This window comes from Bradyrhizobium sp. AUGA SZCCT0431, assembly GCF_018131065.1.
GTDB lineage: Bacteria > Pseudomonadota > Alphaproteobacteria > Rhizobiales > Xanthobacteraceae > Bradyrhizobium.
This window is the reverse complement of the sequence record NZ_JAFCLR010000040.1, coordinates 40275-56718: the sequence shown is the minus strand read 5'-3', so window position 1 is coordinate 56718 and position 16444 is coordinate 40275. Positions and strand designations below refer to the sequence as shown.

The window sequence follows — 16444 nt, the reverse complement described above, 5'->3', positions numbered from 1 at the left end:
TTGATGATGTAATCAAGGCTATCTAACTAAACGGCCTTGGATCGAAGCAATTCTTCGTGTCCAAGAACAGCAGTAGAAGTAGCGGGATTTGCCGTCTCGATTCCCCACTGCTGCGACCGACTGGGCGTATGTAAGCTCTGGTCAGGCTAAATTCACTCAGCAAGCTTCTGAAGCCTGCGAGCCGATCGTTCGATGGGTAAGCGCACGTGTGCACCGGCTGTCTCCGGATTGCATTCCGATCTTCGAACATGGAGTGAAAACACGCCGTGACTCTCCCGTGATTGAAGGATCACAAGGATAGTCTTTGATGGCGGTCTGGAGAAAATACAGGTGCGTTCTACTATCCGGCCAGTGACAACATGGACAAAGAACATGACTTCAGGAAAGGTTGCAGAACAAGTATTTGAAGCGCCGGTTCCGGACCCGATGCTGGATCTGGCTACTATGCTCGCGGCCGTTGCCGGGATCGGACTAGCGTTTCAGGTCGGTCACTTTGCGGAACATGCGATACAGTTCGCGGTGTGGATTCTCGGGGATTACTCGAATGTTTGCGGCCGTGACACACCGTGGATGTCCCCTTGGGTGACCGAAATAGTTCGTCAGGCCGGCACCATCATGTTTCCCGCCGCAGATGCGCGGCGGCAAATGATGATGGGAATGGAAGTCTTACACCTAATTGGCAACAGCATCTTCTTGATCAGTCTCGGTTGCTTTTATTACTGTTTGCGATCCAAATGGGTCAGGTGGGCCCTCTATGTCGAGGGCTTTCACTTGTATGAGCATCTCATGTTGACCTTGACGGCGTACTTCGTAGGTAAGCCGATCGGATTGAGCACTCTGTTCGGTGGCGCGGATATCGTTGGCAGTAGAGAGTTTGCAGTGGGCTATCGGGTGGCCTGGCATTTTGCCATGAACCTCCTGCCCATGCCGTTTGCCATGATCGGATTGATTGAACACATGCGGCGTGGGGCCGATGTTCGAACGCGTTGCGGGCGCTCGATCTCCATCCCGTAGTGCGTTGCCGGTCGTCGATAATGCTTGATTTCAAATAGTCTGCAGAATGGTATTGCGCGCCGCGTCGCATGGTGATTGACGCACCCTCGCTATGCCCACCCGACCTGCAGGGTTGGGCTGCATCTGCCAGCGTCGATTATAACGCTGCGCGATTTGAACGAATAGAGATGCGAAGATGGCCAGCTCGGCAAGGACGACAGACCTCTATAAAGCCGCGCGAGATAGACTGGAAACATCCGCAGAGCCGCTGCACAAGATTCAGCTGGTCACTGTTGTCGATGACCCGCCGCTCAAGCTGGTTTACCGTATTTGTTGGGCGGAATACGGAGATCCAGCCGGCGAGCCAGTTATGCTCCTTCGCGGTGGGCCGGGTGGTGGTTGCACGAACGAGTCATGGGTGACTCGGATTTTCGATCCTGAGCGTTTGGCCTAGCTTACGCGATCAAATACCCCGACACGGTGCAAACATTGGTACTTCGGAGCATTTTCCTGTCCCGGCAGAAAGAACCTAATTACCTCTATCAAGGAAGCGCTGCCGCCGAGCGACCTGGCGAATATGGCTCTTGTTTGGCTGGTTCCTTTCCGTTCTTTCCAGAAGCGTGGAAAAGATTTGTTGAACCGATTGCTCATTTGCACAATCGAACGGACATGATCAAGGCCTGCGCCGCGATACTAACCGGGGATGACGAGGATTGCGGAAGCGCGGCGGCGGCAGTATCGTGGTCGGCTTGGAAGCCGACGTCAGTTATCTGCAGCACGACTTAGAAGGCGCTAGCCATTTATCGAAACCCGAACGCGCGAGAGCATTTGCTCTAATTGAGACCCATTATTTTTTGAATGGAGGAGCCGTCGAAGCAAAGTTCGACATCAAAATTGCTTATTGAATGATATAAGCAAAATAAATCAAATTTCGGTCCAAATCGTCCAGGGCCGCTACGATCAGGTGAGCCCTATGTATCAGGCCCAGGAGCTCGTAGCTGCCTTATGAAAAGCCAACTCAGCCTCGATGAATTACGTTATTGCGGTTACAGGTCATAGCGTACTGGAGTGCGAAAACTACCGGACGTTAGAGAATATTATTACGCTACCGATGATGGCTTCGTCGCAAGACTGACACGAGGGTTTGAATAAGTCCGGCAGTGAAACCTTGCCCTGCCAAGCGCCTTTCGAGACCTTAGCAGAACGGCGAGATGTGCCGCCGGTGCTTGGCACCGACGCAAAATCGCGCGCGATCATTACCTTTCTGCCGGTTCGATATTTGGAGCGGGGCAAGTGCGATCCATGTCCCAATCTTCAGAATAACTGACCGAGGGTTGCGCAATTGCGGCGAGCGGTTGGACATGATTTTCACTGTCGATCGAAGGCGCCATTCACGGGTAGCGGCAGCGATTACGAATTTCATCGAGAGATTTAAACGCGTTTCCACACCAGTTTTAACGCATGCTCTCCAGATGCTTGCAGGCGGGGGTAAGCGCGGCCAGAGCCAGTTACGTTTGGAATTCCTCGGTCAGTTGTATCATGCCGGGTGGTTCTCTTATAGGCATTAGCTTCGCACTCACATGCGAAAAGTTCAATGCATTTTAGTGCCCAATAGACGGTTGTTCGTTACGGAGAACGGTAACTCATCGACAAGCTTGGCCGGCGTGCTAATTTAGGCGAAGCAATTCGTAAGCAAAAGAACGTGCCCTGTGCGGGAAATATTGTTGGAGATCGATACGGCGGATCTCCACCATGGCCTGGCCGAAGCAGCAGTCCTCCCGCGACAGTCTGCAATCGCATTTTGTGCGAGGGTGAGCGTCGTTGTAGTGATCAATCCAAATAACTAGCTTGATGGATGACAATCAGTACGTCCCGGCGCAGATTTGATGCGGGCAACGCGCGGCAATGACCGTTTTTTAACTCAGGTGCGAGGACGCATAAGCAGGAGTAGCGCATCTTCGCCACCTACCTGGCACTCACGGGCGCTTCGGTCGAATCTGAGCAAGCACAAAGAAGTCTCGAGCATGCTGCTCGTGCTATCCACCGGTCCGTTTTTCCCGTTCATCAGAACATCGTTGTACTACGTGCTCGAGCGCCTCGCCATGAACCGATCGCAACGACCGCTGCAGAATCAAAGTCACTTGCGCAAGTCGGTGCACTTCCTTGGCCCAGGCGATCCTGACCATCTCCATCCTGCCAGCATTTACTTTCTCAGACCGGGGCAACTCCTTCGGCTCTTAACTCGTCAACTTTTCTCTTACCCTATAACGAATGACCTATCAGACATGGGCTCGGCATTCACACCTATGCCTGATGTCGCCGTCGAGGTTCCAACGCTTAGCAACGGCGGTATCAGCAGGGATCGTCGAGTGTACACGATCCGACTGCGTGCAGACGTTTGCTGGGATACAGCACCACCTCGCAAAGTGACCTCGCACGACTTTCTTCGCGCGATAAAACGGTTGGCAAATCCCTTGATTTCGTCGGGTGTGCTTTCATATTTTACAAGCACAATTCAAGGAATGCGTGAGCACTGCGAAGCTTACGCAACAGAGTTTGCTGGTAAGCGGCCAAGTCCGCAGGAAGTTGCCAACTTTCAAGAATCACATGACGTTTCCGGCCTACTAAGCCCAGATGACCAAACGCTCGTGATAACGTTGAAGAAACCAGCTGGTGACTTCATAAACCTTCTTGCCATGGGATTCGTATCGGCCGTGCCGGAAGAATTCGACTATTTTCTTCCGGACGACGAACGCCTTCGTCGTAACTTTATCTCCAGCGGTCCGTACCGCATGAGATACTCTTCAAACGCAAAAAAGCTGCTGCTTGAGCCTAATCCTTTGTGGGATCATCGTTCCGATCCGATTCGGCAACAGTATTTTGAATCTATTCACGTGCATCTGCTAAGTGAATCAGATGTTCTAGCACGCAAAAAAATCGCGTCGGCACAGATCGACCCGGCGTGGCCATTTACAATCGTATCTTGGGGAGAGCCTAAGGAAAGCATCTGCGCATTTCCGAAAAATTATCCAGGCTTTGCGCTTAACCCCTATTTGGTGTTTAACTTACGAAGTCCGAACGAAGCTTGGGCAGTGCGAAATTTGAAGATACGTCAAGCAATCGCTTACGCAATTGATAAAGTTGCTATCGGCGAGATATTCAACCGACTACAAGGTGTTGCAACAACGCCATTGCATTCGATTATTCCGCCTGGGAATTTCGGTTATCGCGGGCTAAATCCTTATCCTACGATAGACGCCCGGGGCGACCAAGCCAAGGCCAAGCAACTTGTGCGTGACGCAGGCTATGCCGACGGGCTCTGTCTAATCGCCGCGGTTCGGGACAATCCACTTCATCTTGACGTGATGCGCTCGGTTTCGAGAGATCTTCAGGCGTGTGGGATATCGCTGACGTTTAAGACGTACGGCCAATCCGAATATTATGGACGTCTACTCATGGATCCCGCCAACGCTAAGGCTGGTTTGTGGGATATTGCTGAAGTCGGATGGACCCCCGATTGGTTTGGTAACAATGGCCGCGCCGTGACCATGCAGATTTTAAAGAGTAACGACGCGCATGGCACGACAAATTATGGTTGCTACAGCAGTCCCATAGTCGATGCATTCATCGACCGGGCGCTTGAAGAATTAGATCCAGTACGTGCAGATGATTTATGGCATGAGGTTGACGTGGAAGTCATGAAAGACCTGCCGATCGTTCCTATTCTTGCTTTTGCTTGCCAATGTTGCGCCGCGCGAACAGGAACAGGTTGGGGTTCCTGGATCCCCAGCCATCATCGCTGGGTCGAAACAGCCTCTCCACAGTAGAACTCTCAGTTCCGGATTGGTGTTGTCCACCGTTTGACTGCCAACTCGGTTGGGTGACCTAAGTGCAGATAGGCTTGCTCGGGGACCTTATTCTCAGGCAAAATGAGTGGCTCTCTTATTGTTCTCGAACAACCCGGCGATGGTGCAATGTCAGGACGCAGGGCAGTGGTGACGTGACTATAGCCGCGCTTGAACGTTTTGACGCGAAGGCGTCGTACTCAGTCCATGCACCAGCGTGTAGCGGAGTATCTGTCAATCGGCGTTCAATTTTGCCCCCTAGAGCTGCGAGTCTTGACGAAGCGCTCGCACGTCGGGGGTTGCGTAGACGAGGCGCGCGCGGGTAGCGTGATCGTCGTCGCGGCTTTTGAAGCGTTGCCACTCTCGATGATGTCGGAGTGGTGATTCAGCCGGTCGAGCAGAGTGGGGGGCATGTTGGCGTCGCCGAACACGCTAGGCCGGTCGCCGAACGTGAGGTTGGTGGTGACGACGATCGGGGTGCGCTCGTAGAGCCGGCTGACGAGATGGAACAGCAGCTGGCCGCCGGATGGGCAAACGGTAGGTAGCCGAGTTCGTCGAGGACGGTGCAGTCCATCCAGGTTAGATGCTCGGCGATACGATCGTGCCGTCTATTGCGGGTCTCGTCTCCAGACGGTTGACGAGGTCTACCACGTTGTAAGAGACGGGCGCTAGACCGGATGCAGCTTCTGGCGATCGCGATGGCCATATGTGTCTGTCCGGTGCCGGACCAAGACGACGATACGATGCTGAGCGATGTAACTGCCGCTTGCGAGATCACTGACTAGCGACTGGTCGAAGGGTGTGCCGTCGAACTGGAATCCTCGAGATCGCTTGCCAAGCGGCAGTTTTGCGATGGTGAGCTGGTGCTTGATCGAGCGGGCCTGTTTCTCGTTGATCTCTGCGATGACGTTTGAACGAGGACCGCGCTCATGCCGACTCAAAGTTGATCATTGTATTGGTAGATCGGAGAGCGCAACTCCCACGCTTGCATTTCGTTCATCGGCGGCTCAAGAGATCAGCTCGCTAAATGCGTGCAACGCATCGGCGAACCCGCGGAAAGCATCGACAAGATTTGAACGCGGAATTCTACTGGAGCCTATTCATGGACCACATCATGAACAAACTCTGGCCGTCGCTTGAGGATATCCCCAAGCTCTCCGAGACATGCCAGCTGAGTTAAGGATGTCTACCCGACCACAAACGGCCGACGGTTCTGCTGTCCATGGGGATGCCAGTCTGGTCGAGCTGTTTCAATTGAGCAATATAGGAGAAGACCAGCGCGGGTGATTAGCTCACAGTAAATCGGCCCATACCCGTTGGCGGGATCCGTTTGCCGTGCCCGCAACCCACTGGATCACGGGAAAAATGATTGAAGACACTCTAGATCGCGTGCAAAGAGCGTTCCTTCATGGGCGGCACCGTCCTCCCTCAAACGCTTACGCCGCGCCGGGAAAGATTTTCGCTGCGCAATTCAAAGATGAAGTCAGCTGCAAGTTGCAAGCGAGGGAAATCGCGGCCGTGGAAGGGTTCTGGCAGCGCCAAGGGCGCGGCCTCTCGGCAGCTAAAAAGGGCGATTTGGAGCAGTCCCAAAGAGAGTTCAGGGCTGCATCGACGGATCTTGAGGAAAGCGAGCTTTCAGAGCAAGCAATCCTGCTCGTACGTACGCTGCTGGACCCCGCTCAAGCCTATTACCATTACCTACTCCAGGACTATGGACGTGCGCGCGAACTCGTGCTTAGCGCGGCGGCTACAAACCATCGGTTAGTGGAGGATTTCGGAGTTGCCATCATCAGCGCCCAACGGATGCAGCTCTGTCACAACATCCTGAGGATCACGACACGGGAAGGGAGACGGGAAGAGACCGTTCGCCTTGCTGCAGGCTATCTGAACTATCTGGAACACAACCGTGTTCCACTTCCTGGAATAATCAATTGGGCGCACATAGTGCGCGATTTTCCGGATAGCATCGTTCAATTCTATTTCGATCAGGTTTGCGGAGAGGCGGCACTTGCGATGGCCGGAAGCTACGATTGCCGCGCCTTTTCGGCGCTTCTAGACCACGTTGATGCAGCGCATTGCTCTGCTTCGTTCTCTTCGCACGGGCATTCGTGGATTACAATTACACGATGCAAATTTAGTGAACAGATCGAGGAATACCTCGACCGTGTTTGTGCGCTTCTCGAACTAGGCAAGACCGCCGAACCCTCGATCTGGCTTGCATCGGTATTCGACGTCGCGGCCGTTTGCCGCGAACTGGGCTCTCGAGGCAGACAGGTCGCCGATAGAATTTATCGTGAAATGGAGAGTTTGCCAGACGCGCGCTGGATCTTCCAAGATCTTGTGCTCGACGAAGCGCGTTAACCTGGAGGCATTATGCCATGGAAGCGAGGAGAAGGGCAATTATAACTGGATCTACAACTGGAATTGGGTTTGCGATTGCTGGGATGCTTGCCCGAGCCGGGCACGACGTCGTCCTGAACGGGCGCGACCCTGTCCGGCTCCGATTAGCAGTCGAAAGATTGCGATATGAGGCGCCCGATGTGGAAGCGAGCGGTGTCGCATGTGATCTCAGTAGCGCGGACGACGCCATGAAGATAATCGAATACGCGCCTGAAGCCGACATTCTGGTCAACAATGTTGGCGTATTCTCCCCTAAAGAGTTCTATGACATCACCGACGACGAGTGGGAGCTATATTTTCAATTGAACGTAATGTCCGGCGTGCGCCTGTCCCGCCACTATGCGCGTCACATGGCGGAAAAAGGCTGGGGCCGCATATTGTTCAATGCTAGCGCCACCGGTGGGTTCCACCCCGGCGAGATGGTGCACTATGGAGCTACCAAGGCGGCCCTGCTGGGACTTTCCCGTACTTTGGCGGAATTCTTGGCCGGCACCAACGTGACGGTGAATGCCTTTCTTCCAGGTCCAACACGGACTGAAAAGACGGAAGCATTTCTGCACCTGGAAGGCAGCAGCTCGAAGCGCGAACGAGAGATTTTCGACAGAGATATGACAAGCTCGATCGTGAAGCGCTTTCTCCGACCAGATGAAGTAGCAAGTCTGGTGGCTTTTCTAGCGTCCGACCAGGCATCGGGGATCACGGGAGCCGGGTTTCGAGTTGATGGCGGAATCATACGTTCGCTGCTGTGACAAGAAGGTGACGGAATGAAGCACCTGTCGTCACGTTCTCCGCGTGAGCCTTCATGCTCGGCCACACGGGTGCCTCCTAGACCTTTTCGTCGAGGCAAAACTAAGTATCGAGAAGAAGTTCTGGACCGCACCTTTGCAGCCCTCGCCGATCCCACGAGGCGCGCACTGGTCGCGCGACTCGGCGACGGCGAAAGCCTCTCCGCGAGCGAACTGGCGCAGCCCTTTGCGATGTCGCTGCCTGCGATCATTAAACATCTCGACGTATTGTCGGATGCTGGCCTGATCGCGCGCGAGAAGACCGGCCGCACGGTTGCCTGCCGGTTGACGGCCAAGCCCATGGAGCAGGCCATGGACTGGCTCAACCGCTACCAGCGCTTCTGGTCCGACAATCGTCCCGCAGACGCCGCTGCAGGTGACGCTGTTGCCGGTAGCCGTCAAGGGCCCAGGTGAGAAGCGAAGCGTAAAGGATACAGCAAGAATTCTCCCGAGGTACCAGTCAATCAAGAATTTGGGCGGGTCCTCCTTCGCGACAGGCGCCAAATTGAATCGAAAATGCGAACTAACTCATCTGAGCTGAGCCGCCGGCTTCTCGCTGCGAACGAAACACGCATCGTCCTGGGTGACGTTTTTCGAACCGCCGCGAAGCCAATCAACATGTCGATCGATACAGACAAACCGAATGCCATCAACCAAGATGCGCCGGAGCCTCTATAGATCGAGCGGCCATATCGTCTCAAACACCATGACGAAGACCTCATCGCTGTCGGCGGAAGTGTATCAATTCGGCCCGCCGATGCGAACACAGCGAAATACGATGCAAACGGGAAAATCAAGCCGTACCTCATAGGAATCATCGCTCGCAAATCTATCACGCTTCGGGCAGCCCTCTGAGAAGCGGTGGATTAGGAAGCCATGCTGTAGAAGCTGAGATACGTAGGTCTGAAGAGTGCGATGATATTTTCGTACTGTCGCGCCCAACCACGTATCCGTTCGCTCGCCCTCGCGGAAATATTGGTGTAGGGGCCCCCCTCGTTCAATTTCATCAGAATCTGGCCGCTCACAGATCGAAGTGAGGACGGGATGCTCGACGGAAAACACGAATACCCCGGCAGGACGGAGTTGACGGCGCACGATCTCCAAAACCCGTCCAAAGTTCTCGACGTATTGCAGCGCCAGCCGCGATATTACCGCGTCGAAATGTCCGCACGTGCCGGACCACAACTCGAGATCCTGATGCTCCACCTCCCCTGCAGTTCCGGACAATATGTGCTGCGCTTCACTTAGCAACCTGTGACTGACATCGAGACCAAGATACCTTTTAGCTCCGCGATCTAAGAGATAACGGCCGATCCAAGCGTTCCCACAGCCAATATCCAGAAATTCTCGCCCTTTTGGTTCGCCAAGAAAGTCAAGCACAATTGGTCGCTCGATGGCGATGACGGGAGCCGCAGGATCGTCGCGCAATTGTCTGTAGCGAGTGCACACGTCTTCGCGATCGAAAAATGCACCGGGCGACAACACCCCATCGGATGCCGCGGTCGGCTCCGCATCGAACTGCTTTGCCGCGACGCAATCAGCAATGTGGTCCGGCACTGAAAGTGACATGTTATCTTCCTAGCTGGCTCCAAGTATCCGACCTATGCAAGATAACGAGTGAAGGCGTCGATATCTTCTTGCATCTTGCCTTTACGATGACAGGGCGCCGTTCTAAAGCGGGGCCTCCGAGGAGCTAGCGGAAGGCGCTGCGGCTCAGCGCCGCTCTGGCTGACCAAGTTGGTGCAACGCGAGTTCACGGCAACGAGAAATCCGAATTGACGACAGCCTGCTGTGCGGCGCGCGGTGGTCAACGACTTGCGTTTTTTTTCTACGTCATGACGTACGGCTCCGCATCGGAACGCATTGATGACGATCTTACGCCCGGTATGCACCCCGATGGGTGCGGGGGCGTGGACCGCCGCCAAGCATATGACGAGGGGCGTTGCGCAGATGTTGGTTGGAGATCCAGCATAGTATGGCAAATGTCTGGAAAGGATTGCGAAAAAAATGCGGAGCAATCGTCGGCTTACAGCGGAGCCATGCAATCTTCGCTAAGCGCTCGCCAGCTAGATCAATTTGGCGGCTATAGCCCGCGCCGCGCGCTCGAACCGGTGCGAGTGCAGGTACCACTGCGGCATGGTTGTTTAGCGCTGACGCTTTGCTATTGGCATTGTTACTCAAGATGCTACGGCATCCCGAAATGATGACCACGAATAGTTCTGACGCCGGCGATAGCGGCGGAATCATATCGCGATTGAGTCAAAGAAGCGTTTGTCCTATGCGATTGGCTTACGAATCGGTGACTACCTCGTAATAGAATATCACTCCGCCACGTTTAACTAATCGAGCAATCTGAAAGAAGCTTTGTCGGGCCGACACGCCTATGGTTGAGCCTCTTGCAGTGAAAAGAGGGCCAGAATTCTGGTGATCGCAAACATGCACTCTGAATTGCACGAGGTTCGTAGCAGCGCAGCGGGACCGGAAATCGGCCAGCCTCACTATGGCGGAACGCTACGGTTCTTAGGTCCAGGGGGTGTTGATCATTTGGATACCGCGAGCGCGTATTACGCGACTTCCGGACAAATATTACGAGCATTGACGCGCCAGTTGTTTTCATATCCCGCTTCGCAGGACTTATCGGATCCGCAGAAGTCGTTTACGCCAGCTCCAGATATCGCAACGGAGATCCCGACGCAGGCCAACGGCGGGATCAGTCTCGATCGACTGACCTATACAATCCATCTTCGTAACGGCGTCTGTTGGGACACGACGCCGCCCCGGGAAGTAACAGCGCAGGATTTCATCCGCGGGCTGAAGCGGCTCGGCAATCCGGTCGCGGGTGCCGGGGCTCGGCACTATTTCACGAGTACGATTGTCGGCATGAAGGAACACTGCGATGCTTACGATAAGGCGTTTGAGGGCAGGAAGCCGACCGCAGCTGACCTCGCTTGGTTCCAGAACTCCGTCGACATCGTCGGCCTTCGGGCCCCCGACGACAAGACACTTATTATCAAGTTGAAGCAGCCCGCCAATGACTTCCTGAACGTTTTGGCGATGGGTTTCGCCTCGGCGGCACCGCAGGAGTACGACAAGCATCTCCCCGACAGCGAAGAATTTCGACGAGACATGCCTTCCAATGGACCGTACCGCTTAGCGAAGTACGGAGCGCGTGGAGGGGAGATGCGACTGGAGAGAAATCCCGCCTGGCTGCAGGAGACAGATCCGATCCGGCATCAATACGTGGATGCGATTGAAATTCGCACCGCCACGGAGACGGTCGAAGCCATGCTCGCGAAGATCGACTCCGGCGAGATCGATCTGGCATGGTCTTTCACGGCGGTATCATGGGCAAAACCAGCTGAGGGCCTTGATGCGTTTCCGCGAAGTTACCCTGGTTTCGCACTAAATCCGTATTTGGTCTTCAACTTGCAAAGCCCGAACCAAAATGGCGCGATCAAAAATCTTAAGGTGAGACAGGCTATTGCCTACGCGATCGACCGGATAGCAATCAGCAGGATCTTGGAAGTCCTGGAGGGGGTGCCCAATTTCCCCTTGCATTCCGCGATCCCTCCCGGCAGCGTAGGTCACAGGAAATTCAATCCATATCCGACGCCTAATGGCCGAGGCGATCCCGTCAAGGCACGGCAGCTTCTGGAAGAAGCGGGATACGCAGACGGTCTTACATTGATCGCCGCGGTCCGTCAGGCCAGCCTTCATCTCGACATCATGAAATCTGTCGCAAGTGACCTCGAGAAATGCGGGATCAAACTATCCTTCCTAACATGCGACCAGGCAACCTACTACGGCTCTCTTCTCTCTGATCCCGCCAATGCCAAGGCGGGCAAGTGGGATATTGCAGAACCGGGATGGACGCCCGATTGGTGGGGCAACAACGGACGCGCCATCGTACAGCCGCTGTTCCAGACTAACTGCAGCGCGGGTACCACGAACTACGGATGCTACAGCAATCCCAGGGTCGACCAGCTCATCGAGCATGCCCTTCAGGAAGACGATCCGGAGAAGGCGGAAGCGAGCTGGCACGAGGTCGATGTCCAGGTCATGAAGGACCTTCCGATCGTGCCGATCTTGGCCTTTGCAGCGATGACATCACGCTATCATAGCCGACGTGTAAGGAACGCCATTCACGTGCCACAGATTGAGTTTTTCGATATCACAAATCTGTGGCTCGACCCTCTCGACGATCCTAGGCGTATGTACGATGGAATTCGGCAACCAACCCAACCACTCTCTTGATTACAGTTGATTACAGTCATTGAACAGTTTGCACTTGGAGGTGACAATGTCCAACCAGCATCGAGATCGACCCAGTGAGTCCGTCAACCGATCTGCCGTTGACGAACCCAATCGCCGCAACGGTGGCGGACTAGTCGGCGCGCGTGGCACCGAGACCTATGAGTCGCTGAATATCGAACCCAAGCCGCTACGGCCCCATATCCTCGCGGCCGCGACCGTCGTCTTCGGGGATGACTACTATACGGGCCGCCGGGAAACCATCAACCTATCCGGCTTCGTTCAGTTGAACAAATGGCCGATGGAGGGGTTCAATCACCGAGTCGACGAAAATGGATACGCCGAATTCGATATGGAGCTGATAAGTGCGCCCGAGGTCGGGATCAAGGGCTTCAGCTATACCTTAAATGATAGAATTCAGGTTCTGTCCAATCCCTATCTCCCGAACACGGGCCATGTGCGTCAGATTGTTCCAGGGCAGAACTTCCCTGCTCAATTTTTTATCCGGCGCTTCGGTGTGCTGGAGACTAGCACAATGCGCCTCGCCCACCGTAACGTCATAGCCATCGACGGCGTGATTGACGGCATTCCGCCCTACAAGAAGCCGTTGTCGCCGCCGTTGCTAGGTGCTCCACTAGGAGACGGTCCTGGAACGGTCGTGCCCGCGCCAAATACTGTGCGCGGCGTCAACCTGCCGGAGGCTTGGTACCCGGCCAATCGGATGAACCAGGCGGTTGGTATCACGCCAACGGTATTCTTCGCTGAAAGCTTAGGTCCATGCATTTCGACCCTCGTCGACCCTTCAATGATTATTCAAAGCACGGTCGAGGGCCGATTCAAAATCGAAGTCGACGGCCGCTCGGAGACCGTCGAGATCCACGGTGACCATCATTTGGCGGCTGGGTCCGAAATCTTGTTGTTTGGCCGCGATAAACACGGCGAAGGCGACGGCACGCTTTCGCAACTCGCTCGCATTGCCATGGTTGGAAACTGCGTTGCACTGGGCGGACGCGTTATGCTGCGGGTAAGTTTCTTCAAGGTCTCCGGCGGATCGTTCGGCGAAGGTCACGAGAATGAATTCGAAGCCGTCCGCTTCCCAGCTGCAATTCGATTTGACACGCATTTCGAAATTGTAACCCCTAACGGAGCGCTTTATGGAGCGACGCCAGTTTATATAAACGGTGTTCTCAATAATCTCGAAGCTGTCGGCAGCGAGCTCAAGATGGAAGGTTCAGATACTGCGTTGATCAACTCCAAGCTGGAGGTCAAGGCTCGTCTGGTCGGTGTTCATCTGGTGCTGCGCGACTCCATCGTCGGCCGTGAAGCGATGATGACGGATTCAGGCTTTGCGCCGGACACCGAGACGGTTAGCGATCTTGGCCGCAATGGTATTCAGGGTATTGCGACCCAATGACATTGCTGCAAGAGGTCGTCAGTGGACTTGCCGACCAGGTGCGTGCGGAGGTTCAGAAAGTAGGGTTGGATCAGCGACTTCTACTCATGCATCAGGTCATGCTGGGCGACCTTGAACGGTTGGAAGCTTATGACCGGGCGCTTGAGCAGGCTATCGAGCGAGGTGATACCGTCGTCGACGTCGGCGCGGGCACGTTAATCCTTTCCTTTCTGGCACTCCGCCGTGGCGCTGGCCACGTCTATGCAATAGAAGCCGACCCGCAGATGGCCGAGCTTGCCGCGAAGGTGGTTGCGGACAATGGTCTGGAAGACCGGCTGACCATCATGCGCGGCGACGCCCGCACAGTCCTTCTCCCTCGCAGAGCCGACGTGCTCGTGTCGGAGATGATGGGCAATCTCGGCCCGGAAGAAGAGATGGCCGAGATTCTCGAAGTGGTGGCGCGCCGACTTCTTCGACCTGGCGGGCGCATCATTCCGCAGAGGCTTACGACCAAGCTTCAAGCCATTGCATTCGCAAACGAAGGTTGGGGGGTTTGGCGCAAAGACTTCCTTGGCTTTTCCCTCGCCGCCGTCCGGCAGTACGCGTTGCCGGGTGCCCAGCTCCACTTTTTCAGTCGACCACCGGCGCTGCTCAGCGAGCCAATAGTGGTGGCGGACAACGTGCTAGGCCAGAAGTCGCGCCAACCCGGCGGGCGCCATCGCCTAGAAGTCACCGAATCAGGCACGGTACACGCCATCATCATGTATTTTTGCGCGACGCTTTGCCCGGGCATCGAACTGTCCAATTTTCCTAGCTATCCAGGCTGCAACTGGGCGGTGTGGGTGTGGCCGATCCAGCATGCCGACGTCGCCCGCGGCAACATCCTGCAGGTTGATATCGAACGTCCTGCAACGATCCGTTTCGTCACGGAGTGGCGACTTGATTGCCGTATCGCTCGGAACACGAAGCCATAGCCGATGCTTGCTCGGACGAATGTTGTGTACGAAATCTCTCTCAAGCGCCTGCAGCCTCGCCGTTCGACTCTCCTGCGTGGGCCTTCGGTTATTCGGCCAAAACCTGGAGTAAGATGACCCGATCTGTCGTCGTCAGCCAAGATTCGGCCAACCTCGTTCGGAGTCACATTTGCGACCAGCCGCTCTTGCGGCCTTCGGTATCCACGAACAACGAATTGTGCGCGATGGGGGTGCTTCTGGATGTCCACGACACCTGACGCCTCGGCCGAGAAGGCGATCCGCGCGGTGACGGCAGGCACTTTGCACCGCTCTACCTACTGCAGATCGGGGTCTCCGAGCGGATTCGCCCTGTCGTTTCGCGCTGTCGCAATCGCATTGCAGGCGGCGCGCTTTCTAGGACCCGTTGCAATTGCTTGGGCAGCGCTCGCCACGGTGGGAAAGCGACGGATAGCGATGGATCACGTGGCCCGGCAACTGGTCGCGCTTTTGGAGCGCCTCGGGCCGGCTTTTATCAAAGGGGGGCAGATTCTAAGCACACGCCGCGACATGCTGCCGGGAACAGTTTGCGCATGCTTGTCTGGGCTGCAAGATTCCGTCGCGCCAATGTCTGAGCAGCAAGCGCGCGAAGCCTTGACGGCTATCTACGGGTCTGCACTCGACACCATCTTCGCGGAGATCGACGACCAACCCATCGCAAGTGGGAGTATCGCTTGCGTCTATAAAGGGCGGCTTAAAGACGGCCCTGAAGTGGCGATTAAACTGCAACGATCGTTCATCGGCAATGTCATGACAACAGATCTTGTCCTAATCACGAAGATTGGTGCGATTCTGGCAAGGTTGCCCTGGTTTCGTGGGCTACCAATCTGTGCCGTCTTGAATCATCTGTGCGACGCCATTTATGCGCAACTTGATTTTGCGAGAGAAGCGACGCACCTCGTTCGCTTGCGTGACGCACTTTCTCTGGTACCACGCGTTTGGGTTCCGAAGCTGTACAAGGAAGCTTCGCGTGACCGTGCTCTTGTCATGGAATTTATCCCCGAACTCGACACGACACAGGCTGAACGTTGCTCCCTAGCCACCCGTAAGCGCTTTGCCGCCGGGACCCTCCGCGCTGTGTACCGTATGCTGTTCGTTGACGGTCTCGTTCACTGCGACCTGCACCCAGGCAACCTCTACTTCAAGCCGGGAGGGCAGGTTGTCGTCTTGGATGCCGGATTCAGCGTGCTGCTGACCGAAGAAATGCGTCAGCTGTTTGCCGAATTCTTTCTCGAAATGGCGCTCGGCCGCGGTGGGCGCTGCGCTGACATCGTCATCGAAAGTGCGGTGGGTCGGCGCGTGGATGCCGATCTCGATTCCTTCAGGCTTCGGCTGGCGGACCTCGTCAATCGCAATTCCGGCCTACCAGCTCAGGAGTTCAGTCTGATCGCGTTCGCGGCTGAAATGTTCGACCTGCAGCGGAAGTTCGGACTGCATGCTGCTCCCGAGCTTGTATTTCCGCTACTTTCACTTCTGACAATCGAAGGCACCGTTCGCTGTCTGGATCCCGACGTGGATTTCCAGGAAGCCGCGAAGCCTTTTCTGACTCAAGGTATATTTCAGGACCGTCCAGTGAATCTGGAGTTTACCGAAACTAGCTCGAGATGAGAGCCCCTAACAAAGTCGCCCACCGATGAGCAATGGCGTCGTAGGAGTCGAGGCTGCCCGATTATTTTACGGTGTTCAGTCGCGCGCAAAAGTCCATGTCAAAATCGCTTACGTCGGTGGTCGCGCCGACCGCTGTCTTCTCGTTTCAAGCCAAGCAAG

The 16444-nt window shown here is 55.3% G+C and carries 11 protein-coding genes and 1 pseudogene; 10 read left to right on the top strand and 2 right to left on the bottom strand.

The window, feature by feature from the left end:
- Positions 1-372 precede the first annotated feature (372 nt).
- The 3 genes from JQ567_RS30075 to JQ567_RS30065 all read left to right on the top strand — a co-directional run bounded on the left by JQ567_RS30075 (position 373) and on the right by JQ567_RS30065 (position 4820).
- On the top strand, positions 373-1014 hold the full coding sequence (locus JQ567_RS30075; RefSeq protein WP_212442182.1) for a DUF6008 family protein: 642 nt from the start codon (positions 373-375) through the stop codon (positions 1012-1014).
- A gap of 692 nt (positions 1015-1706) precedes the next feature.
- Positions 1707-1898 carry a hypothetical protein gene (locus JQ567_RS30070; RefSeq protein WP_212442181.1) on the top strand — a complete coding sequence of 64 codons (192 nt, stop codon included), beginning with the start codon at positions 1707-1709 and terminating at the stop codon, positions 1896-1898.
- 1119 nt (positions 1899-3017) lie between these two features.
- The gene (locus tag JQ567_RS30065; protein ID WP_212442180.1) at positions 3018-4820 is read left to right on the top strand and encodes an ABC transporter substrate-binding protein; all 1803 of its coding nucleotides are present in this window, start codon (positions 3018-3020) and stop codon (positions 4818-4820) included.
- Positions 4821-5083: 263 nt separating this feature from the next.
- On the opposite strand, the pseudogene JQ567_RS30060 reads toward JQ567_RS30065, so the two are convergent.
- Positions 5084-5779, bottom strand: a pseudogene (locus JQ567_RS30060) (ATP-binding protein).
- Positions 5780-6203: 424 nt separating this feature from the next.
- Between JQ567_RS30060 and JQ567_RS30055 the strand changes: the two are divergent.
- The 3 genes from JQ567_RS30055 to JQ567_RS30045 are packed head-to-tail and all read left to right on the top strand — an operon-like array spanning position 6204 to position 8437.
- Positions 6204-7199, top strand: coding sequence for a hypothetical protein (locus tag JQ567_RS30055; RefSeq protein ID WP_212442179.1), 996 nt, complete (start codon positions 6204-6206; stop codon positions 7197-7199).
- 17 nt (positions 7200-7216) lie between these two features.
- A complete protein-coding gene (locus JQ567_RS30050; RefSeq protein ID WP_283816591.1) occupies positions 7217-7987 on the top strand; it encodes an SDR family NAD(P)-dependent oxidoreductase in 771 nt (256 codons plus the stop codon).
- Between the two features lie 15 nt (positions 7988-8002).
- On the top strand, positions 8003-8437 hold the full coding sequence (locus tag JQ567_RS30045; protein WP_212442177.1) for a helix-turn-helix transcriptional regulator: 435 nt from the start codon (positions 8003-8005) through the stop codon (positions 8435-8437).
- A gap of 327 nt (positions 8438-8764) precedes the next feature.
- Here the strand turns inward: JQ567_RS30045 and JQ567_RS30040 are convergent, their stop codons facing one another.
- Positions 8765-9592: a bifunctional 2-polyprenyl-6-hydroxyphenol methylase/3-demethylubiquinol 3-O-methyltransferase UbiG gene (locus JQ567_RS30040; RefSeq protein WP_212442176.1), complete on the bottom strand. Its 828-nt coding sequence runs from the start codon at positions 9590-9592 to the stop codon at positions 8765-8767.
- Positions 9593-10459: 867 nt separating this feature from the next.
- On the opposite strand from JQ567_RS30040, the gene JQ567_RS30035 reads away from it, so the two are divergent.
- The 4 genes from JQ567_RS30035 to JQ567_RS30020 all read left to right on the top strand — a co-directional run bounded on the left by JQ567_RS30035 (position 10460) and on the right by JQ567_RS30020 (position 16285).
- Positions 10460-12277 carry an ABC transporter substrate-binding protein gene (locus JQ567_RS30035; protein WP_212442175.1) on the top strand — a complete coding sequence of 606 codons (1818 nt, stop codon included), beginning with the start codon at positions 10460-10462 and terminating at the stop codon, positions 12275-12277.
- Positions 12278-12323: 46 nt separating this feature from the next.
- Complete coding sequence (locus JQ567_RS30030; protein ID WP_212442174.1) at positions 12324-13688, top strand: DUF6004 family protein; 1365 nt, start codon at positions 12324-12326, stop codon at positions 13686-13688.
- The gene (locus JQ567_RS30025; RefSeq protein ID WP_212442173.1) at positions 13685-14641 is read left to right on the top strand and encodes a methyltransferase domain-containing protein; all 957 of its coding nucleotides are present in this window, start codon (positions 13685-13687) and stop codon (positions 14639-14641) included. Before JQ567_RS30030 ends, JQ567_RS30025 begins: the two co-directional genes overlap by 4 nt.
- Positions 14642-14881: 240 nt before the next feature.
- Positions 14882-16285: an AarF/ABC1/UbiB kinase family protein gene (locus JQ567_RS30020; RefSeq protein WP_212442172.1), complete on the top strand. Its 1404-nt coding sequence runs from the start codon at positions 14882-14884 to the stop codon at positions 16283-16285.
- The last annotated feature ends 159 nt before the right edge of the window (positions 16286-16444 follow it).